Below are 19997 nucleotides of genomic sequence, written 5' to 3' on the forward strand. Positions count from 1 at the left end.
GCTGCCCGAGAAAGCCGAACTCTAGACTCGGCCCATGACTGAGCAACAGGTTGCGGTGGCGGAGCCGTCCCCCGGTGCGCGGCAGGACTTCTTGCGGGCAGTGGTGAAACTGTGCCGGGAGCGGGTGTACGAGGACATACAACTGGCCGACGTCGCCAAGCTGGCCGGCCATGACGAGCAGCAACTGCGGGCGATATGGCCCACGAAGAGCCTGATGGTCGTCGAGGCGCTGTTCGGCGAGGTCGCCCCCCGGCTGGTGTTCCCGGACACCGGCGACTTCGAGGCCGATCTGCGGTCCCAGTTGACGTCCATCGCGGAGGCGTTCGGAGACCCCGGTGTGGGTCCCCACATCGCGGCGCTCGCCGCCGAGGCCAACACCGACCGGATGCTGGCGAGGGTCTTCCTGGACCGCGTCTTCACCCCCAACCGCGCGGCCGCCTCGAAGCGCTTCCGCTCGGCTCAGGAGGCGGGCCAGGTCCGGCGGGACCTCGATCTGGACGCCGCGATCGACATGGTGTTCGGCCCGATCTGGTTCCGTCTGCTCCTCGGCACCGGAACGCTCACCGCCGAACTCGGCGCCTCCCTGGCCGACCACGCCGTGGGCGGCCTGGCGTCGCGCCCGGACCGTACCGACTGAGGGGCGAAGGAGATCAGTGGAGTTCAGAATACTGGGCCCGCTGGAAGTGCACGCGCGGCGGGCCGGCGGGGGCGACCTGACCCCCCGGGCCGCCAAGCTCCGTGTCGTACTCGCGACGCTGCTCGTCCGGGCGAACAAGGTCGTCTCGATCGACAGGCTGATCGACGAGCTGTGGGGTGACGAGCCGCCGCGTACCGCGATGACCACGCTGCAGGTGTACGTCTCCCAGCTCCGCAAGGTCCTCCAGGAGGCCGACGCCGAAGGCGGCCGGAAGGCCCTGGTGACCCGCGCGCCCGGATACATGCTGCTGCTGAACGACGCACAACTGGACCTGGTGAGGTTCGAGGAGCTGTACGCGCAGGGCCGCAAGGCCATGGACCGCGGGGACTACGACCTCGCCGCGGAGCTGCAGCGCAGCGCGCTGGACCTGTGGCGGGGCCCGCTGCTCTCCGACATCCCCCACGGCACCCTGCTCAACAGCACGGCCGTCCGCCTGGGCGAGGCCCGTATCTCCGCCCTGGAACAGCGCATCAGCGCCGCGCTGCACCTGAACAGGCACCACGAGGTGGTCGGCGACCTGCAGACCCTGGTCACCGAACTGCCCATGCACGAGCAGTTCCACGCCCATCTGATGGTCGCCCTGTACCGGATGGGCCGCCAGGCCGACGCGCTGAGCACCTTCGCCAAGCTGCGCGCGACGCTGGTGAAGGAGCTGGCCATCGAACCCGGCATCCAGATGCAGCAGTTGCACCGCCGGGTCCTCAACGGCGATCTGCTGCTCCTGCACCCGTCGGCATGGCGAGCGGAGCACCCCGAGGGCGCGGGCTCGCTCCCGCACGGGGCGGCGCGAGCGGGCTAGGCCCGGGGTCGGGCCGTCCACCCACGGAACGACCTCGCACGCCCGGGCGGCCGCCTACCACCGGCGGCCGCCCGGGCCGCCGCCGACTCCGCGGGGGCCGCCCGGGGGACCGGCGGTGATCAAGTGGGCGCGGACGGGTTCGAACCGCCGACATCTGCCTTGTAAGGGCAGCGCTCTACCGCTGAGCTACGCGCCCGGATGCGGGGACAGCGTATCGTGCCCCGCCGGCGGCGATCGACCTGCGGGGGCGGCGGGGATCGTCGTGGGCCGTGTGTTCGTTCAGCCCTGGTGGGAGAATGAGTCTCCAGGGGAGCGCAGGGCACGGAAAGGGGTCTCGTGGCATTCGGCGGAGGCGGAGGCGGCACCCGGCGGTGGGGCTGGGGGGACCGGGGCGACGGGGCTCGGGCCGAGGCGCAGGCGGCCAAGGACGCCGCCGCGACCGCGTTCTACGAGCTGGATACCGCACAGCGCGACCTGCGCATCTCCGTGGAGACGATCGCCGCCGTCGACGACTCGCCGGCCGCCCGCAAGGCGACCTCCGACTTCGCCGCCCTGGGCCGGCGCATCGACGAGGTCAGCCACACGTACATCAGCGCCGTCGACTCCTACGACCTCGACCGCGACGACCTCGACCACGGCACCGCCTCCCGCGCCCGGCAGGAACTGCAGCAGGCCACCAACGGGCTGGAGAAGGTCCGCTCCGACCTCAACCACTTCGCGCACGGCCTCGGTCCCCTCCTCGACCAGGCCGAGAGCCAGCTCGCCCGGCTCGCGCCCGCCGTGGAGCGGGCCCGGCAGGCGCTGCTGGCGGCGACGACGGCGCTGGACGAGGTGCGCGGCAAGGGCTTCCAGGCCGACGATCTGGCCGCCCGCCTGGCCGGGCTCGGCCCGGAGCTGACGAAGCTCAACGAGGGCGCCGGGCGGCACGGCGTGCAGGAGACCATCCACCGCGCCGTGGGCGTGCAGCGCGACGCGGAGGCGCTGCGCAGCGAGGCCGTGCAGTTGCCGCAGCGCGCCGAGGAGATCGACCGCCGCCTGGTCAGCCTCCGCACCCGCGCGCAGGCGCTGGCCACCCGCGCCGAGAAGGTCAAGCCGGTGCTCAGCGAGCTGCGCCGGCGCTTCGCGCTGGCCTGCTGGCGCGATCTGCAGGAGGTGCCGGACCGCGCCGCGCAGGCCGTCACCGAGGCCGAGGAGAAGATCGCCGACGCCTCCCGGGCCCGCCGCGAGCAGCGCTGGCCGGACGCGATCGCGCTGCTGGCGAGCGTGCGGGCGCTGCTGAACCAGACCGACGAGGCCGTAGACGCCACCCGCGACCGGCTCCACCGCCTCGACGCGGTGGAGAAGGACCGCAGCTCGGAGGTGAACCGCACCCGCTTCGCCATCCGCGACGCGCAGCGCCTCGCGATGGCCGGCCGCGACCGCCCCGACCCCCGGCACGCGGGCCCGCTGGACGCGGCGGTCGCGCGCGTCGACCGGGCGGAGGCGGCCCTCACGGGGCGGCATCCCGACTACTGGAGCTTCCTGGAGGAGCTGGAGGCGGTCCGCGAGACGGTCGCCGAGGTGGTCCAGGCGATACGGGCCGAACGCGGCGCCGGCACCGCCCGCTGACCCCGGGCACCGCGGGCAACGCGGCCTCCCCTCCCCCGGCCGCCGTCGCGCGCCCTACGGCCCGTCCCGTACCGGCGATATGCTGTCCGCCATGCCGCGATACGAGTACCGCTGCCGGTCCTGCGGGACGACCTTCGAGGTCAGTCGGCCCATGGCCGAGTCCTCCGCGCCCGCGGACTGCCCGCAGGGCCACGACGACACCGTCAAGCTGCTCTCCACCGTCGCCGTCGGTGGCGCCGCCACCGCCACCGGCGCCGGAGCCGCGCCGCAGGGCGGCGGTGGCGGCGGGGGCGGGTGCTGCGGCGGCGGTTGCTGCGCGTAGCCGCGGGGCGCCGTAGCGTACGGCGCCTGACCTGGGCGACTTGCCCCGGGATGCGGACCGGGCTGATCCTGGATTTACGGCACTGCAGTACGACCGCCGTAAGGAGGTCAAGCCATGGCCGAGCAGGAGCACGTCATGGAGTCCCTGCCGCACCCCCTGGCCGAACCGCCCAAGGAGCACGTGCCCGGCAGCCGCGAAGCCCTCAAGGACCGCGTCAACATCGGGCATCCCGCACACCAGCACACCAAGCTCGACGAGCACCTGCCCGTCGACCACCACCTCAGCAACGTCTACCGCGCAGGCGCCGGCCTCGCCGGCCTCTTCCTGCTGGCGTTCGGCATCCTCGGCCTCTTCGACCGCATCGGGTTCTTCGACACCGGCGGCCACCAGACCCTCGGCCTGAACAGCAACGGCGCGCTGAGCACCCTGTCCATCGTCGTCGGGGCCCTGCTGCTCTACGGCATGGTCCGCGGCGGCAACTTCGCCTCGACGCTCAACATGGTCCTCGGCGGGCTGTTCGTCCTCAGCGGCTTCGTCAACCTGGCCGTCCTGGACACCAGTTGGAACTTCTTCGCCTTCAGGATGCAGAACGTGCTGTTCAGCTTCATCCTCGGGGTGGTCCTGGCGATGTTCGGGATGTACGGGCGCGTCAGCGGCCGGCTTCCCCACGACAACCCGTACTGGCGCACCCGCAACGAGGAGGAGGCGGTAGCGGAAGACGAGGAGGCCAGGGCCGCTACCGGCGCCGCGCGACGGTGAGGCCGTCCGCAACCGTCAGCAGCACCGAGTCCATCCGGTCGTCCGCCACCACGTGGTCGTTGAACGTCCGGATCGCCGCGGCCCCGCCGGTGGCGTCCGGGTCGACGACCCGGCCGTGGAAGAGCACGTTGTCCGCGACGATCAGCCCGCCGGGCCGCATCCGCGGCACCAGTTCCTCCCAGTACCCGACGTAGCCGCCCTTGTCCGCGTCCAGGTACGCCAGGTCGATGTGCGGCTCCGCGGGCATCGCCCGCAGCGAGTCCGCCGCGGGGCCGAGCCGCAGCTCGACCCGGTCCCCGACGCCGCCCTTCTCCCACGCCTCGCGCGCGTACGCCGTCCACTCCTCGGAGACGTCGAGCGCCACCAGCTTCCCGTCGGCGGGCAGCGCCTGCGCCATGGACAGCGACGAGAACCCGGTGAACGTGCCCACCTCCACGACGTGCCGGGCACCGACAAGGCGTACCAGGAACGCCAGCAGCGGACCCTGCTCCTGCGCGGACTGCATGCTCGCCGAGTCGGGGAAGCGGCTGTGCGTCAGCTCCACCAGGTCGCGCTGCACGGCGTCCAGCGGCGGGTTGTGGTCCAGCACGTACCGGTACAGCTCCGGCGTCTGGTCAGGTCGCTTGTCCCGGCCCGCGGGAGAGGGAGAGGTCATGGGAGGCATCCTGCCATCTGCCGCAGAATCTCCTCGCCCGCTGCCACGCCGCGCTCGTCGAGCGCCGTGACGTGCGGCGCGGTCCAGCCGCGGGCGGCCAGCTCGCCGTGCCCCGGCCGCCAGGCGCGGCCGGCGGCGAGGAGGAGGTCGGTGTCGAGCAGGGAGTCCCCGGCGGCCAGCACGCCGTCCGCCGCCGGCTCACCCACCCGCCGTACGACCTCCGCGACCGCCGCGCTCTTCGTCAGCGGGCGCGGCACCGCGTAGACCTTCCGCCCCTGCGCGGAGACGGACCACCCCCGGCCCTCCGCCCACTCCCCCAGCTCCTTCAGCCACTCCTCCGGCACCGCGGCCCGCTCCACCACCAGGTACGCGAACAGGTCCTCCGCCGTCCGCAGCTTCCGCAGCCACGCCGGGTCCGCCGCCCGCTCCAGGTGCGCGCGGATCTCCGCCAACGGCGCGCTCCCCGCCGCCAGTTCCCGGCCCACCCGCGCCCGCCACCCGGCGTCGGCCTCGCCGTCGACCAGCAGGTGGCCGCCGTTGGCGCAGATCGCGTACCGCGGCGGCGGCCCCGGCAGCCGGACGCGGCCGTACTGCTCGCGGGTGCGCGTCGTCACCGGGACGAAGTGGGCCCGCCCGGCGAGGTCCGCGAGCAGCGCGGCGGCGGTCTCGGTCAGGAACGACAGCGGCCTGCCCTCGTAGACCTCGACGCACAGCAGGCGCGGCGCGGCGGCGTCGGGCATGGCGAGGGCGAGGGCGGCCGGGGAGTAGATGAGGGTGCGGTCGAGGTCGCTGGCGATGATGGTCACAGGGCAGGCGCTCCAGGGGCGTCGGGGAGGGGGGCGCCCGGGGCGGTCGCGGCCGCGGTGCCGTCCGCGCCGGTCGCCCCGCGGGTGTACCGGGGGTGGATCAGCCCCACGCAGGTGTACGGCAGATCGTCCGTCTCCTCCACCGGCACCCCCCGCTGCTCCGCGAGCAGCCGTACGTGGTCCAGGTCGGCCCCCGCGCCGCGCCGCGCCAGCACGCGCCACGGCACCCGGCGCAGCATCACCCGCGTCGTCTCGCCGACACCGGGCTTGACGAGGTTCACGTCCCCGATGCCGTACGCCTCGCTGATCCGCTCGACCGCGGCCCAGCCCGCCCAGGTCGGCTCGCGCTCGGCGGCCGCGGGCATGGGGCGGACGGCGGCGGGGGCGGGGAAGCGGGCGGTGACGGCGTCGAGGAAGTCTCCTGAGAGGTCGTCGCCGGCCAGCTCGCGGTAGAACTTCGCGCCGTGGTAGTCGGCGGGGCCGATGAGGTCGGCGCGCAGCACGGTGCGGGATATGAGGCCCGAGACCGTGGAGTTGAGGCAGGCGGAGGGGATGAGGAAGTCCTCGCGGGTGCCGTACGTGTCCACGCAGCGGCCCGGGTCGGCGAGGACCGCGAGCCGCGGGTCGAAGGCGGGGAAGTCGCCGAGGGCGGCGGCCAGTTCGCGGGCGATGGCGCCCTTGCCGGTCCAGCCGTCGACGAACACCACGTCGGCGGGGTCATGGTGGGCGGCGAGCCGGCGCAGGGCGGCGGTGTCGATGCCCCGGCCGCGGACGATGGAGACGGCGTAGTGCGGCAGGTCGAGCCCGTGGGCGTACCGGGCCCAGCGGCGCATCAGGATCCCGACGGGGGTGCCGGCACGGGCGAGGGAGACGAGCACGGGTGCGGGCGACCGCTCGGCGAGCACGGTCTCGGTGACGGTGGCGACGGCGTCCGCGATGCGGCCCGCGGTGGCGTCGAGGGCGGTGTGGAAGAGGCGTACGTAGTCGGGGCTGGGCTGGTACTCGACGGGCAGCGACTCGGCGTAGTGGGCGCCGCCGCGCTGGATGGCCTCCTCGCGCTCCTCCGTGGGGGCTTCGAGGGCGACGTCGGAGAGGTCCTTGAGGAGCCAGCCGACGTCGTCGGGGGCGTAGGAGGAGAACGCGGGCCCGCGCAGGGGCTCGGCCAGGGCGGCGGACCCGGTCCCGGCCTCGGCGGCGGGGGGCACGTAGGAGGGGATCACGGCGAGGAGTACCCGGTCGGTGTGCGGGGCGAGCACGTCGAGGAGCCCGCCGGGGGCGTGCAGGGCGGGGGTGTCGGCGGCGGAGTCGGTGACGACGACGACGGCGTCGTAGCCGTCGTCACCGGTGACGTTGTACGCGTAGCGGGTGCCGCCGGGGGTGTCGTGGGCGGGGAAGGTGAGCCGGCTGCGGATGGCGTAGCCGGGGTGGTCGACGGGCAGCACGGGCGAGCGGGTGGTGGAGGAGAACCGCACGTCGGCGCCGGGGAGAAGGTCTTCCAGCGCGGTGGCGAGCCGGAGGGGCGCGTACATCAGTTCCTCGGTCCCGAGCACGAGCAGGCGAGGCGGCTCCGCCGGGGCCGCGGGGAGGCCGAGGGCCCCGGCGACACGGCCGGCCATACCGGGCAGGGCGTCATCGAGCCGCGCACGATGCCAGGCCCCGAACCCGTGCCGCCCCCCGTCGGGCAGCCCACCGGGCCACCCCAGCGCAACGCGGCGCACGGCGGCGGCAGTTGCTCCCCGACCCCGCCCCTTCCCGAAACCCAGGGGCTCCGCCCCCGAGCCCCCGGGGTGCTCCGGCAGCCCGCCGCCGGAGGCGGAAGGGGCGCCGGAGGCGGAAGGGGTGCCGGAGGCGGAAGGGGCGCCGGCCGGCGGGGGCGCGGAGCGCCCGGCAGCCCGGCCGCCGATGGCACCGGGCGCCGCCGTGCCCGCCGCCGGCCCCGCGGCGTCGGCGGGGCCCGGCTGCGCACCTTCCGCCGGCCCCGGCGCCGTCGCCCCCGCCGCGTCCCGCGCAGTGGGCGCCGCCTCTGCCGCAGGCGCCTCGTGCTCCCCACCACCGGCGTCAGCCGGGCCGGTCACCGGACCACGGCCACCCCCCGACTCCGCCGCGGCCGCACCGCCCGACGAACCCCCCGGAGCACCCCCCGCCGCACCCGGCCCGTCCCCTGCCGACCCCGCCGTGCCCGCGGCAGGCGCCTCGTGCTGCGCCACCAGCTCCGCGCCGCGGCTCAGCACGTCCGGCGGCAGGCGTACCGTTCCCGAGGTCAGCGACACCACGTCCACCCGGGTGCCCAGGTCCGCCGCCGACTTCTCCAGGGCCCTGCGGTCCTCCTCCGAGCGCATGTCCGTCAGGGCCGCCACCACGTACCGGGCCCGGGGGCGGGCCGCGTGCAGCGCCGTGATCGTGTTGCGCAGGGTGCGGCCCGTCGACAGTTCGTCGTCCACCAGCACCAGCGGGCCCTCCCCCGTCAGCAGCGCCGGGTCCGCCGGGAGCAGCAGGTGCTCCGTCGCGTGGCTGTGCTCCTCCTCGAAGCCCGCCGCCCGTTGCACTCCCGGGACCGCCCGGCGGGTGGAGTGCAGGTACGCGCTCGCCCCCAGGCCGTCCGCCACGCAGTGACCCAGGCCCGTCGCCGTCTCGGCGTAGCCGAGGACCACCGCCCGGGCCGCGGCCTCCGGGCCCAGCAGGTCCCGGGCGAGGCCGCCGAGGCGCAGGCCCGCGCCGTGGATGCGGCTCGGGCGCTGCGGGACGTGCTTGCCCAGCACCGTGGAGACCAGCAGGTGCGCCCGGCGCGGGTTGCGGCGCAGCGCCAGGCCCACCAGGTCCCGCAGCTCCGCCGGGCCCGACAGCTCCACCCCGAGCCGGCTCTCCACCCACTCCCCCGGCCACACCCCGGAACCGGCACCCGCTCCCGCGTCCCGGGCCATCAGCTCTCCCCCCGTCCCGCCGCCGCCAGCAGCTCCACGAACGTCGTGTGCTCCCGCGCCACCCCGAACACCCGCGCCCGCCGCAGCGTCCGCTCCGCCCACGCCCGGTGCGGCTTCGCCTCGTTCATCTTGTTCGTGTACGCCGACCGCATCACCCCGCCGCCCGCACCGGACTTGCGCAGGATGTCCGTCGCGTCCACGTACTCCTCGTGGCTCACCACCGACAGCGCGTGCACCGGCGCCACATGGCTCGGGTGGATGCACGTCTTGCCCTGCAGCCCGTTCGCGCGGTCCAGCGAGATCTCCCGCAGCAGGCCGTCCATGTCGTGCTCGATGAGCGCCGCCCGCAGCTCCTCCGCCCGCCCCGCCGCGAACGGGCTGCTCCGCAACTGCGGCTTGAACAATCGTTCCTGCTGACGGAAGTACTCCCACACAGGACCCGTGACCGTGAAGCCGCTGCCGTCCGCCCGCCCGAAGACGTTCACCACGTCCCCGATCGCCGCCGCCACCAACTGCACGTCGTACGCCGTCATGTCCGGCGACCGCCGCAGCCCGTACGCGGCGCAGAAGTCCGTGACCCCGAGCCGTACCGCCAGCACCCGCTCCCGGTACTGCTCCAGCACCCGCGCGATCCCCCGCAGCGCCGCCGCCCGCGACTCCAGGTGCAGCACCTCCGGCGACTCCACCACCGGCATCGCGTACAGCCGCCGCCCGCCCGGCGCCAGCAGCTGCTCCGCCTTGATGACCGCCTCCAGGAACGCCACCCCCTGCACCGCCGTGAACTTCGGCAGCACGAACCCCGACAGCAGCCGCGCCGCGGGCCCCAGCCGGGCCACCAGATCGGGGATCTGGCCCGCCTCCCGGGTGCGGACGAACAGCAGCGGCAGGGCACCGCCTGTGCCCTGCCGCTCCAGCTCCCTGAGCTGCCGTACGACGTTGGCCTCCGCGTCCGGCACCTCGTCGTCCGCTATGGAGTCCTCCAGGCACAGCACCATCGACACCACTCCCCGGGCCGCCTGGACGCGGATGTCGCGCGCGAGCTGCGGGCGGGTGGCGGGGCTGTAGAGCGTCGCGCCGAGGGCCATGGCCAGCTCGGCCTGCGGGGCGTCGGCGGTGAACTCGGCCGGCTCGCGGTGGAACAGCCCGGCACGCACGTCCGGGGAGATGTGCCCGAAGTGGCGCATGCGGTGCTCCCAAGGGTCGACGCGGCCGGGGCGGGGCCGGCGTGGGTGGGGGAAGACGGGTTGAGGTGGCGGGCGGGGGGAGGCGGTAAAGGAAGGTCGAGGGAAGGCGATGATTCGGTAAAAGGGACGTCCGGGAGCCCTCCACCGTTCCCCGATCGCCCCGCATTGTGGCCGCCGCGGGCGACAGGGCAGGATAGCCCGCATGACGCACGCCATGGCGCAGGGGTCCGACATGTCCGTATCCGTGCCTGCGGTACGGGCCGTGCTGCGCTGGACCCCGGGGGCCGGCGTCCCGGACGTCGACGCCTGCGTCATCCTCCTAGACGAGGGCGGCCGGGTGCGCTCCGACACCGACTTCGTCTTCTACAACCAGCCCCGGCACCCCTCCGGGCTCGCCCGCAAGCTGCCGAAGAAGCGGCAGGGCGAAGGGCTGACCGACTCCGTCGAGGCGCAACTCACCCGGCAGGACCCGTCGGTCGACCGCATGGTGCTGATCGCCTCGGCCGACGGCGGCACCCTCGCGCGGGTGCGGAACCTGCGGGTCGAGCTGCACGACGCCGGGAGCGGCGACGCGGCGGGCGGGGAGCCCTTCGCGTACGTGGACATCCAGCCCGACGGCAGCCCGTCGTCGGCGCTGATCTGCGGCGAGCTGCGGCGGGCCGGCGGCGGCTGGCAGTTCCGGGCGGTGACGAAGGGGTACGCCACGGGCCTGGTCGGCGTCGCCGGCGAGTTCGGCATCTCGGTGGACGAGACGGACACCGGGCACCACCCGACGCCCGACTCCGGGAACGACCCGGCCTCCGGCGGCCAGCCCGCGCCGGGCGCCGCGCAGGCGGCACAAGCCCAGCAGGCGGCACAGGCCCCGCAGAGCCCTCAGCCGGCCGCCGCCCAGCCGCAGCCCGCGCCCCCCATCGCGTACGGCTATCCCCCGGCGTTCACCCTCCCGCCCCAGGGCCCGCAGTTCATCGGCCGCTGACCGCCGCCCGGGCGCTCACGTCTTCGTCTTGTACCCGCGCCCCCACACCAGCCCCCAGCCGTACAGCCGGTCCAGCTCCGACTGGAACCCGTACACGTAGCGCACCTCGCGCCGCACCGTGAGCTCGCCCTTCTTGTTCTCGATCAGCAGCACCGCGCACGACCGCGCCTCCGGCGCCCGCTCGTCGAGCGCGATCTCCACCCGGGGCCCGCTGGACGGATACAGCGTGACGACGGCCTGCGTACGGTCGAACGCGGGGGTGCCGTCGTAGATGTAGACGAACACCAGCAGCCGCCGGAACGCCTCCTTGTGGTCGAGGTTGACGTACACCGTCTCGCCCGAGCCCGAGCCGAACCTGTCGTCGCCGCTGAGCTTGATGTACGGCGGGTCGTTGATGTCGCCGAGGAGGTTGCCCAGCGGCTGCACCACGCCCTTGGTGCCGTCCTCCAGCTCGTACATGCACGCCAGGTCGAGGTCGACGTTGACGACGGCCGGGCCCTGCGCCTGCACGATCTCCGGCCGGAACAGCTTCGCCGGGTGCAGCAGCGTCCCGCCGCCCATGCGGGTGCGGCCGCCGAGGTCGGAGGTGCGCATCCGCCAGGACAGGTTGATGCGCAGGTTGCCGGTGTCGGATCCCTGCCGGCTCAGTGAGAGCAGCGGCTTGCGCTTGGTGAGCTGCACCGAGTACGACGCACCGGCGCTGTCGAACTGCGGCACCCCCTCCCGCCGCCAGTTGCCCCAGAACGACACCTCGCACCCCCAGACGTGGGAAACCCCTCGGGCCCGGTCGGTCGACCGGCCCCGAGGGGAATCCTTCCGCATCTCGGACCGCGCGGAACCTACACGCGGGAGGGAAGCTCCTTTTCGGCCGGTTCGTCGTCTCCGCCGCCGCCCTCGCGCTCGATGCGCCGGTTGCGGCGGATGGAGGAGTAGAGGGACAGGCCGATGAAGGCGACGCCGATCAGGCCGGTGATGACCTCGTGGATGTGCCACTTGATGGTGATCAGCAGGATGGTCGCCAGGGCGCCGATCGCGTAGTGCGCGCCGTGCTCCAGGTACACGTAGTCGTCGAGGGTGCCCTGGCGGACCAGGTAGACCGTCAGCGACCGGACGTACATCGCGCCGATGCCCAGACCCAGCGCCATCCAGAAGATGTGGTTCGTGATGGCGAAGGCGCCGATGACGCCGTCGAAGGAGAACGAGGCGTCCAGGACCTCCAGGTAGAGGAACATGAAGAACGCGGCCTTGCCCGCGAGCCCGACGGCGGACGGCTGCTGGCCGGAGCGCTTCGCCGCCTCCTCCGCCTCGTGTTCCCGCTCCTCCTCCTCTTCGAGCTTGTCCTCGAAGTGCCCGGACAAGCCGCCGACGATGAGGTACGTGATGAGGCCGGCGATGCCGGCGGACATGACCGTCCCCGATTTGTCCACATGTCCGCCGCCATGCTGAATTGCGCTGGTGGCGATGGTCATCGCGGTGGTGAGCAGCACGATGAGGGAGATGCAGACGGAGATCGCGTCGATCCGGCCGATCTTCGAGAGCGGCTTCTCGATGAACGGGATCCACTTGTGTTCCCGCTCGTCGAAGAGGAACTCCAGGAAGATCATCAGCAGGAACATCCCACCGAACGCGGCGATGGACGGATGCGCGTCGGTGACGAGCTGCTCGTAGCGGTCGGGGTCGTCCATGGCCAGGTCGACGGCCTCGATCGGCCCGACCTTGGCGGTGATGGCGACGATCACGACCGGGAAGACGAGACGCATACCGAAGACGGCGATGAGGATGCCGATCGTGAGGAAGATCTTCTGCCAGAAGGCGTTCATCTTCTTCAGCACGCCGGCGTTGACAACCGCGTTGTCGAAGGAGAGCGAGATCTCCAGGATGGACAGGATCGCCACCAGGACGAACGCCTCCCACCCCCAGAAGATCGCGGCACAGGCGAGGCCCGCGGCGGTCACCGCGAAAGACCAGCCGAAGGTTTTCAGCACCACTGGCAGTCGTCCATTCTCATCGTGGGTCCGTCCGTCTCCGCGGCGCTGCACGCCACCGGGTTTTCGTCACCGTACCCGCACGGTTCACCCGCACCCGGCACGTACGTCGTGACCCCATCTTCCCCGGCGGTGTCAAGTCCCCACACTTCCCGGGTCCGGCAGCGTCAGGAGCCGCGCCACTGCCGGATAGTGCAGGATTCCGGCCACGGACGTCCACCCTGCCGAACACCCGAACGAATACCTGCCCGCACCGGGCGGGGACGTCAGGCGGGGGCGAGCGCCTTCAGCGCGGCCACGTACTCGTCGAGGTCCCGGGCGTCCGGCAGGTCGTTGACGACCGTCCACCGCACCGTGCCCGCGGTGTCGATGACGAACGTGCCGCGGACCGCGCACCCCTTCTCCCCGTCGAAGACGCCGTACGTCCGCGCCGTGGCGCCGTGCGGCCAGAAATCGCTCAGCAGCGGGTAGCCGAAGCCCTCCCGGTCGGCGAAGACGCGCAGGGCGAACGGCGTGTCGCAGGAAACGGCGAGAAGCTGGACCTCGTCGTTGACGAAGGCGGGCAGCCGGTCGCGCAGCGCGCACAGCTCGCCCGTGCAGACACCGGTGAAGGCGTACGGGAAGAAGAGCAGGACCACCGCCTTCTCGCCGCGGTAGTCCGAGAGCCGCACGGTCTCGCCGTGCTCGTTGCGCAGCGCGAAGTCCGGCGCCTCGGCGCCGGGCGCCAGCGCCTCGATCCCGTCCAGTGCCATATCCGTGACCTCCGGTCTGCCGTCCAGCGAACCTCTGCCGGGTCACGAGCGTACGGGCGGGGCGGGCCCGCCCCCGCGCCGGGATCCCGTCGCGCCGACCGGGATCCCGGCCGCGCAGCACCGCGGGACTGCCCGCGCAAAACTGCGGGACCGCACGGGCAGCCCCGGTGAAAGACGTGTCAGCGCTTGGTCGAGCGGGCCCCCTTCGGGGTCACCAACCGGCTGCCGCTCCAGTCCGTACCCGCGTTGATGCTCTTGGTCTGGGCCAGACCGGCGGTCTGCGCCGCCTCGCCGATGTCGCTGGGCTCGACGTAGCCGTCACGGCCGGTCTTGGGCGTCATGAGCCAGACCGGGGCGCCTTCGTCGATCATGGTGGTGGCGTCCACCAGCGCATCCGTCAGATCGCCGTCCTCCTCGCGGAACCAGAGCACGACGGCGTCCGCGACGTCGTCGTAGTCCTCGTCGACGAGGTTCTGCCCGGTGATCGATTCGATGGCCTCGCGAAGCTCCTGATCGGTGTCGTCGTCGTAACCGATCTCCTGGACCACCTCTCCGGCCTGGAAACCCAGCCTGGTGGCGGGGTTGGTCCGCTCCTCCGCGTGGTCCGCGGTCGCGCTCACGGATTGCCTCCTGCTCGTGTCCGTAGATCTTCCGAAATCAGCATCACACCCGCGCGCACGCGAGGCGATGGGCGTAGTCCACACGTGCCGGGCGAATCGCGCAAGTACCCGGCGGCCGATCCCGCCCTATGGAGGGCACCCCTCGACCAGGGGGCGCAGTCGCCCGGGTTGCCTGCGGGTACGCTGGCGATCAGCCCGTACGGCCCCTCCACGGCCGTGTCGGTCGAGCCCCGGTCGAACGAATACAGGGTTACCAAACAGTAGAGATGACGTGGCCGCAACCGCGGTAGACGATGGGAATCAGCGCGAGACCTCTCATCTGCGAGCAGTCCGATTACCGATACGTACAGTGAAGGAACAGCGTGGCTTCCGGATCCGATCGCAACCCGATCATCATTGGCGGCCTTCCCAGCCAGGTCCCGGATTTCGATCCCGAGGAGACCCAGGAGTGGCTCGACTCGCTCGACGCGGCCGTCGACGAGCGGGGCCGGGAACGAGCCCGCTATCTCATGCTCCGCCTCATCGAACGCGCCCGCGAGAAGCGCGTGGCAGTGCCCGAGATGCGCAGCACGGACTACGTCAACACCATCGCGACCAAGGACGAGCCGTTCTTCCCGGGCAACGAGGAGATCGAGCGCAAGGTCCTGAACGCGACCCGCTGGAACGCGGCCGTGATGGTCTCCCGGGCCCAGCGCCCCGGCATCGGCGTCGGCGGGCACATCGCCACCTTCGCCTCGTCCGCGTCGCTCTACGACGTGGGCTTCAACCACTTCTTCCGCGGCAAGGACCGCGGCGACGGCGGTGACCAGGTCTTCTTCCAGGGCCACGCCTCGCCCGGCATCTACGCCCGCGCCTTCCTGCTCGACCGCCTCAGCGAAGCACAGCTCGACGGCTTCCGGCAGGAGCACTCCAGGGCGCCCCACGGACTGTCCAGCTACCCGCACCCGCGGAACATGCCGGACTTCTGGGAGTTCCCCACGGTCTCCATGGGCCTCGGCCCGCTGGGCGCCATCCACCAGGCCCGGACGAACCGCTACATGCAGGCCCGCGGCATCGCCGACACCTCGAACTCGCACGTGTGGGCGTTCCTCGGCGACGGCGAGATGGACGAGCCGGAGTCGCTGGGCCAGTTGTCCCTGCCCGCCCGCGAAGGGCTGGACAACCTCACCTTCGTCGTGAACTGCAACCTCCAGCGGCTCGACGGCCCCGTCCGCGGCAACGGGAAGATCATCCAGGAGCTGGAGTCGTACTTCCGCGGCGCCGGCTGGAACGTGATCAAGCTGGTCTGGGACCGCTCCTGGGACCCGCTGCTCGCGCAGGACCGCGACGGCGCCCTGGTCAACAAGCTGAACAGTACGCCGGACGGCCAGTTCCAGACGTACGCCACCGAATCCGGCGCGTACATCCGCGAGCACTTCTTCGGCGACGACCTGCGGCTGCGCAAGATGGTCGAGGACATGACCGACGACCAGCTCCTCCACCTCGGCCGCGGCGGCCACGACCACCGCAAGGTCTACGCCGCCTTCGAGGCCGCCGTCGCGCACAAGGGCCAGCCGACCGTCATCCTCGCCCAGACCATCAAGGGCTGGACCCTCGGCCCGAACTTCGAGGGCCGCAACGCCACGCACCAGATGAAGAAGCTCACGGTCGAGGACCTCAAGCGGTTCCGCGACCGGCTGCACCTCCCCATCCCGGACAAGGACCTGGAAGACGGCCTCCCGCCGTACTACCACCCGGGCCGGGACTCCGAGGAGATCCAGTACATGCACGACCGCCGGCAGGCCCTCGGCGGCTACGTACCGACGCGCGTGGTGCGCTCCCAGCCGCTGAAGCTGCCGGACGACAAGACCTACGCGGCCGTCAAGAAGGGCTCCGGCACCCAGGCGATCGCCACCACGATGGCGTTCGTGCGGCTGCTGAAGGACCTGATGCGGGACAAGGAGATCGGCAAGCGGTTCGTGCCGATCGCGCCGGACGAGTACCGCACGTTCGGCATGGACTCCTTCTTCCCGAGCGCCAAGATCTACAACCCGCTGGGCCAGACGTACGAGTCCGTGGACCGCGAGCTGCTCCTCGCCTACAAGGAGTCGCCCACCGGGCAGCTCCTGCACGACGGCATCACCGAGGCCGGCTGTACGGCCGCGCTGACCGCCGCCGGCACCGCGTACGCCACCCACGGCGAGCCGCTGATCCCGGTCTACGTCTTCTACTCGATGTTCGGCTTCCAGCGCACCGGCGACCAGTTCTGGGCCATGGCCGACCAGCTCGGGCGCGGCTTCGTCATCGGCGCCACCGCCGGTCGCACCACGCTCACCGGCGAGGGCCTGCAGCACGCCGACGGCCACTCCCAGCTCCTGGCGTCGACGAACCCGGCGGCCGTGGCGTACGACCCGGCGTTCGGCTTCGAGATCGCGCACATCGTGCAGGACGGCCTGCGGCGGATGTACGGCTCGTCGCCCGAGCACCCGCACGGCGAGGACGTCTTCTACTACCTGACCGTGTACAACGAGCCGATCGTCCACCCGGCCGAGCCGGAGAACGTCGACGTCGAGGGCATCGTCAAGGGCATCCACAAGCTCTCGCCCGGGGCGGCGGGCCGGATCCCTGCGCAGATCATGGCGTCCGGCGTGGCCGTGCCGTGGGCGCTGGAGGCGCAGCGGATCCTGGCCGAGGAGTGGGACGTACGCGCCGACGTGTGGTCCGCCACCTCGTGGAACGAGCTGCGCCGCGAGGCCGTGGAGACCGAGCGGCACAACCTGCTGCACCCGGAGGAGGAGCAGCGGGTGCCGTGGGTGACGCGGAAGCTCGCCGGGGCCGAGGGGCCGTTCGTGGCGGTCTCGGACTGGATGCGGTCCGTACCCGACCAGATCGCGCGGTGGGTGCCGGGCACGTACCAGTCGCTGGGCGCGGACGGCTTCGGCTTCGCCGACACCCGCGGCGGGGCGCGGCGCTTCTTCCACATCGACGCGCAGTCGATCGTGGTGGGGGTGCTCACGGAGCTGGCGAAGGAGGGGAAGGTGGACCGCTCGGTGCTGAAGCAGGCCATCGACCGTTATCAGTTGCTGGACGTCGCCGCGGCCGACCCGGGCGCGGCGGGCGGCGACGCCTGACGCCTCCCGCTGAGGGGCGGCGGGGCGGCGCGGCCCAGCGCGGAGCGGCGCCGCCGCCGGGGCAGCGGGACGCAGCACTTCGACGGGACGGCGAGACTCCGGCGGGGACGGCGGGGCGAAGCGGCGGCGGGGCCGGGCAGGCCTGAGCCGCGCCGCCGCCGCGCCGCCGGCCGCGGGGTCTCCGTAGCATCGGGCCATGCCCATGACGCCGGACAGCATCCCCGAGCACGCGGACGCCGGGCCCGCCGCCGTGGCCGCGCCGCCCGCACCATCCGGGGCCACCGCCCCCGCGCCGCAGCCGCGGCTGGCGCGGTGGGAGCGCCGGACGCGGCGTCCGCTGCTCGGGCTCGCGCTGCTCTTCGCCGCCGCGTATGCCGTGCCGGTCCTGGACCCCGGGCTGCCGGACGCCCTGCACCGGGCGTGCCGAACAGCGACGTGGGCGGTGTGGGCCGTCTTCGCCGCGGACTACGCCGTACGGCTGCGGCTGGCCGACGACCGCTGGCGGTTCGTACGCACGCACCTGCTCGACCTCTGCGCGGTGCTGCTGCCGCTCATCCGCCCGCTGCGGCTGCTCCAGCTGGTCTCGGCGCTCCTCCTCACCGGCCGGCTCGCGACGGCCGCCGCCCAGGTCCGGCTGACGACGTACGTGGCGGGCTCGGTCCTGGTGCTGTGGCTGTTCGGCGCGCTCGCGGTGCTGGAGGTGGAGCGGGGAAAGCCCGACGCGAACATCCACACCGTCGGCGACGCCGTCTGGTGGGCGTTCACGACGATGACCACGGTCGGGTACGGGGACCTCGCCCCGACGACGGGCCTGGGACGGCTGCTCGCGATCGGGCTGATGATCTCCGGGATCGCGCTGCTGGGTCTGGTCACGGCGAACATCGCCGCCTGGTTCATCTCGCAGGTGAAGCGGGAGAGCGAGCACGAGGAGCAGCAGACGGCGGCGCTACGGGAGCTGACGCGGGAGGTGGCGTCACTACGGGCGGAGGTCACGGCCCTGCGCCAGGCGGGAGCGGCCCCGGCGGGCGGGGCCGTACCGGGGCCGGCAGGCGAGGCCGTCCCGCGACCGGCGGCTCCCCGGGAGTGACGGGACGGTGAGGACAGAGTCCCCGGACGAACGAAACCGCTACGAACTCGCAGCAACATACCCTAACAATCCCGACAAACCAGGCCCAACCTCTGCCCATCAACGCGCCCAGCCCACTACCCAATCCCCACCAGGCCGTCCGCGGCACCGGCACCACCCAGGCGGAGAAATCCGGCCCCGACTCGTGGCAACGCCCGGCGATCCAGCCCGAATCGATGGCGTCCCGCCGGGTGGTGTAGCCGGTCAAAGGACCGGAACGTGCAGGTCACGCCGGTGCTTCGACCGGCCGGGGCACTCCCGGCGCCAGACCGGGCCATTTCGCGTACGGCGCCCAAGGAGAGGTCACCGCGAGCCAAGCACCTGAGGGCGAAGCTCGTGATCGCTTACCACCTCGCGGGCCGCGGACCCCAGCGCCGGTCAAGAGCAATCATCCAACGCTGCACACGTCGCCCCGGTCGAGACCGTCGGGGCGGACAGGGCTCGCCACACCGGCCGGGCCGGCTCCGAGAGGTGGCAGGAGCGTTACCCGCCATCCAGCCTGGTATCCCGTGGAATGCCACGGTGCGGCGGCCCGGCCGACCACGCTCCGCGCCAGCCCGTACCAGCCGGGAACGTCAGCTCGTGGGGTGGGGTACGGGCCGCGGTGTGAACCGGACGGTGGTGCGACACGTTGTGGCGGTGCGGTAGGAGTTCCACAAGAACGAGAGGACGCAGGCCACCATGCCACCGAATAATGCGCGGGAGACCTCGGCTACGGCCGAGGCTGCTGGTGAGGCGTTGCAGCTGTACGCCCTTTATCGCGTACGGCTGGAGGCGCCGTATTGGCCGGCGGTACCACCGGAGGGGACGTTGGTGGCACTGGGTCCCGGAGGGCCGGGTCTGCAAGTGTGGCGGTCGACCGGGATCAGCCTGGGGCGTGGCCCGTCGGATTGGGCGGTGCCGACGTTCCTGGCTCATCCTGATCTTAATTTGGCCTCTGACGATGTGTACCACCAGGCGCTCGCCGCAGGGGTGCAGCGGAATGACTACGCCGTGGCGACGTCGGCGCAGCAAGAACTGCGGGAGTGCCTTGCGGAGGCCGAGTCGCCGGAAACATCCCAGACAGAGACGCACGACGACCAGTGGTCGCACGACTGGTCCGGGTATCACCACACCGCGAATGTGGGGGCCCGGGCGTCCGGGGAGGATCCACTGCCGCAGGCAATGCAGGGGCTGACGCTCGACCAAGCGCATGCGCACAGCCGGCATGACAATGTCCCGTACACCCATGGCAATGTCCCGTACACCCAGCACGGCAGCGCCCGCACGCAGCATGCCCCCGTGCACCTCCGCCCCGGCGCGACGGCTGCGGGCGTCAGTGCATTGCTGCCCGCGTCGTTCGACAGCCGGGCCACCGACTCTCGCCAGCAAGGCGGGCAGCGGGCCGAGTCTGATGCTCTGCCGCCCCGGACGCAATCCCCCCAGGGCGGGCCCCGCCGGAGTGCCGCCCGGTAGCCGGGCCACGTACATCGACCGCGAGGGCCCGTCGCCGAGCGGTGCGAGCAGGCTGGTGCGTGCGACTGGAGGACCGCTGCGACTCGCTCGACGACGGCCGACGAAGACGTGAGAGGCCGGGGCACCCCCGCCCTGGTTCATGCCCGGTCAGTGTCTGTGCCGCAACGGGAAGACAATGGGGCTGGACGGCAAGTCGGCGTCCAATCGCTGCTCCGGCCCCGG

The 19997-nt window shown here is 72.6% G+C and carries 17 protein-coding genes and 1 tRNA gene; 9 read left to right on the plus strand and 9 right to left on the minus strand.

Annotation, left to right across the window (positions count from 1 at the left end; all coding sequences use genetic code 11):
• The first annotated feature begins 34 nt into the window (after positions 1–34).
• Complete coding sequence (locus OG946_RS09280; RefSeq protein WP_326795658.1) at positions 35–637, plus strand: TetR-like C-terminal domain-containing protein; 603 nt, start codon at positions 35–37, stop codon at positions 635–637.
• A gap of 16 nt (positions 638–653) precedes the next feature.
• The gene (locus OG946_RS09285) at positions 654–1496 is read left to right on the plus strand and encodes an AfsR/SARP family transcriptional regulator (protein ID WP_326795659.1); all 843 of its coding nucleotides are present in this window, start codon (positions 654–656) and stop codon (positions 1494–1496) included.
• A 124-nt stretch (positions 1497–1620) separates the two neighbouring features.
• Here OG946_RS09285 and OG946_RS09290 read toward each other — a convergent pair.
• A tRNA-Val gene (locus OG946_RS09290) sits at positions 1621–1692 on the minus strand.
• Between the two features lie 140 nt (positions 1693–1832).
• Between OG946_RS09290 and OG946_RS09295 the strand changes: the two genes are divergently transcribed.
• The 3 genes from OG946_RS09295 to OG946_RS09305 all read left to right on the plus strand — a co-directional run bounded on the left by OG946_RS09295 (position 1833) and on the right by OG946_RS09305 (position 4185).
• The gene (locus OG946_RS09295; RefSeq protein WP_326795660.1) at positions 1833–3104 is read left to right on the plus strand and encodes a hypothetical protein; all 1272 of its coding nucleotides are present in this window, start codon (positions 1833–1835) and stop codon (positions 3102–3104) included.
• Positions 3105–3195: 91 nt separating this feature from the next.
• Complete coding sequence (locus OG946_RS09300; protein ID WP_326795661.1) at positions 3196–3426, plus strand: FmdB family zinc ribbon protein; 231 nt, start codon at positions 3196–3198, stop codon at positions 3424–3426.
• A gap of 114 nt (positions 3427–3540) precedes the next feature.
• On the plus strand, positions 3541–4185 hold the full coding sequence (locus OG946_RS09305; RefSeq protein WP_326795662.1) for a DUF4383 domain-containing protein: 645 nt from the start codon (positions 3541–3543) through the stop codon (positions 4183–4185).
• Here the strand turns inward: OG946_RS09305 and OG946_RS09310 are convergent.
• Genes OG946_RS09310 through OG946_RS09325 form a run of 4 tightly spaced genes read right to left on the minus strand, consistent with a single transcriptional unit; the run spans position 4163 to position 9751 of the window.
• Positions 4163–4840, minus strand: a complete 678-nt coding sequence (locus OG946_RS09310) for an O-methyltransferase (protein WP_326795663.1) — start codon at positions 4838–4840, stop codon at positions 4163–4165. The genes OG946_RS09305 and OG946_RS09310 overlap by 23 nt on opposite strands.
• Positions 4837–5646, minus strand: a complete 810-nt coding sequence (locus OG946_RS09315; RefSeq protein ID WP_326795664.1) for an HAD family hydrolase — start codon at positions 5644–5646, stop codon at positions 4837–4839. The genes OG946_RS09310 and OG946_RS09315 overlap by 4 nt, the downstream gene beginning before the upstream one ends.
• Entirely contained in the window at positions 5643–8567 is a 2925-nt protein-coding gene (locus OG946_RS09320) for a phosphoribosyltransferase (protein ID WP_326795665.1), read from the minus strand. Before OG946_RS09320 ends, OG946_RS09315 begins: the two co-directional genes overlap by 4 nt.
• Positions 8567–9751 carry an HpcH/HpaI aldolase/citrate lyase family protein gene (locus OG946_RS09325; RefSeq protein ID WP_326795666.1) on the minus strand — a complete coding sequence of 395 codons (1185 nt, stop codon included), beginning with the start codon at positions 9749–9751 and terminating at the stop codon, positions 8567–8569. Before OG946_RS09325 ends, OG946_RS09320 begins: the two co-directional genes overlap by 1 nt.
• Before the next feature lie 202 nt (positions 9752–9953).
• On the opposite strand from OG946_RS09325, the gene OG946_RS09330 reads away from it, so the two are divergent.
• Positions 9954–10727 carry a TerD family protein gene (locus OG946_RS09330; protein WP_326795667.1) on the plus strand — a complete coding sequence of 258 codons (774 nt, stop codon included), beginning with the start codon at positions 9954–9956 and terminating at the stop codon, positions 10725–10727.
• 15 nt (positions 10728–10742) lie between these two features.
• On the opposite strand, the gene OG946_RS09335 is transcribed toward OG946_RS09330, so the two are convergent.
• The 4 genes from OG946_RS09335 to OG946_RS09350 all read right to left on the minus strand — a co-directional run bounded on the left by OG946_RS09335 (position 10743) and on the right by OG946_RS09350 (position 14084).
• Entirely contained in the window at positions 10743–11477 is a 735-nt protein-coding gene (locus OG946_RS09335; RefSeq protein WP_101424750.1) for a TerD family protein, read from the minus strand.
• A gap of 89 nt (positions 11478–11566) precedes the next feature.
• On the minus strand, positions 11567–12715 hold the full coding sequence (locus OG946_RS09340; RefSeq protein ID WP_326795668.1) for a DUF475 domain-containing protein: 1149 nt from the start codon (positions 12713–12715) through the stop codon (positions 11567–11569).
• Between the two features lie 263 nt (positions 12716–12978).
• Complete coding sequence (locus OG946_RS09345; protein WP_326795669.1) at positions 12979–13464, minus strand: peroxiredoxin; 486 nt, start codon at positions 13462–13464, stop codon at positions 12979–12981.
• A gap of 179 nt (positions 13465–13643) precedes the next feature.
• Positions 13644–14084: a DUF3052 domain-containing protein gene (locus tag OG946_RS09350; protein WP_326795670.1), complete on the minus strand. Its 441-nt coding sequence runs from the start codon at positions 14082–14084 to the stop codon at positions 13644–13646.
• 362 nt (positions 14085–14446) lie between these two features.
• Here OG946_RS09350 and aceE point away from each other — a divergent pair, with 362 nt between their 5' ends.
• From aceE to OG946_RS09365, 3 genes are all read left to right on the plus strand, one after another.
• Positions 14447–17194 (plus strand): pyruvate dehydrogenase (acetyl-transferring), homodimeric type, encoded by a 2748-nt coding sequence (gene aceE, locus OG946_RS09355; RefSeq protein ID WP_326795671.1) that lies wholly within the window; start codon positions 14447–14449, stop codon positions 17192–17194.
• A 196-nt stretch (positions 17195–17390) separates the two neighbouring features.
• Positions 17391–18281: a potassium channel family protein gene (locus OG946_RS09360; protein ID WP_326795672.1), complete on the plus strand. Its 891-nt coding sequence runs from the start codon at positions 17391–17393 to the stop codon at positions 18279–18281.
• Positions 18282–19217: 936 nt separating this feature from the next.
• Positions 19218–19775 (plus strand): hypothetical protein, encoded by a 558-nt coding sequence (locus OG946_RS09365; RefSeq protein ID WP_326795673.1) that lies wholly within the window; start codon positions 19218–19220, stop codon positions 19773–19775.
• Positions 19776–19997 lie beyond the last annotated feature (222 nt).

The sequence above is a fragment of the Streptomyces sp. NBC_01808 genome, from assembly GCF_035917395.1.
Classification (GTDB): Bacteria; Actinomycetota; Actinomycetes; order Streptomycetales; family Streptomycetaceae; genus Streptomyces.

Excerpts from the sequence above, each read along its gene's own strand:
- OG946_RS09300 (WP_326795661.1), top strand. The coding sequence starts at position 3,196 with ATGCCGCGATACGAGTACCGCTGCCGGTCCTGCGGGACGACCTTCGAG.
- OG946_RS09360 (WP_326795672.1), top strand. The coding sequence starts at position 17,391 with ATGCCCATGACGCCGGACAGCATCCCCGAGCACGCGGACGCCGGGCCC.
- OG946_RS09280 (WP_326795658.1), top strand. The coding sequence starts at position 35 with ATGACTGAGCAACAGGTTGCGGTGGCGGAGCCGTCCCCCGGTGCGCGG.
- OG946_RS09330 (WP_326795667.1), top strand. The coding sequence starts at position 9,954 with ATGACGCACGCCATGGCGCAGGGGTCCGACATGTCCGTATCCGTGCCT.
- OG946_RS09320 (WP_326795665.1), bottom strand. The coding sequence starts at position 8,567 with ATGGCCCGGGACGCGGGAGCGGGTGCCGGTTCCGGGGTGTGGCCGGGG.
- OG946_RS09345 (WP_326795669.1), bottom strand. The coding sequence starts at position 13,464 with ATGGCACTGGACGGGATCGAGGCGCTGGCGCCCGGCGCCGAGGCGCCG.
- OG946_RS09305 (WP_326795662.1), top strand. The coding sequence starts at position 3,541 with ATGGCCGAGCAGGAGCACGTCATGGAGTCCCTGCCGCACCCCCTGGCC.
- OG946_RS09310 (WP_326795663.1), bottom strand. The coding sequence starts at position 4,840 with ATGACCTCTCCCTCTCCCGCGGGCCGGGACAAGCGACCTGACCAGACG.
- OG946_RS09325 (WP_326795666.1), bottom strand. The coding sequence starts at position 9,751 with ATGCGCCACTTCGGGCACATCTCCCCGGACGTGCGTGCCGGGCTGTTC.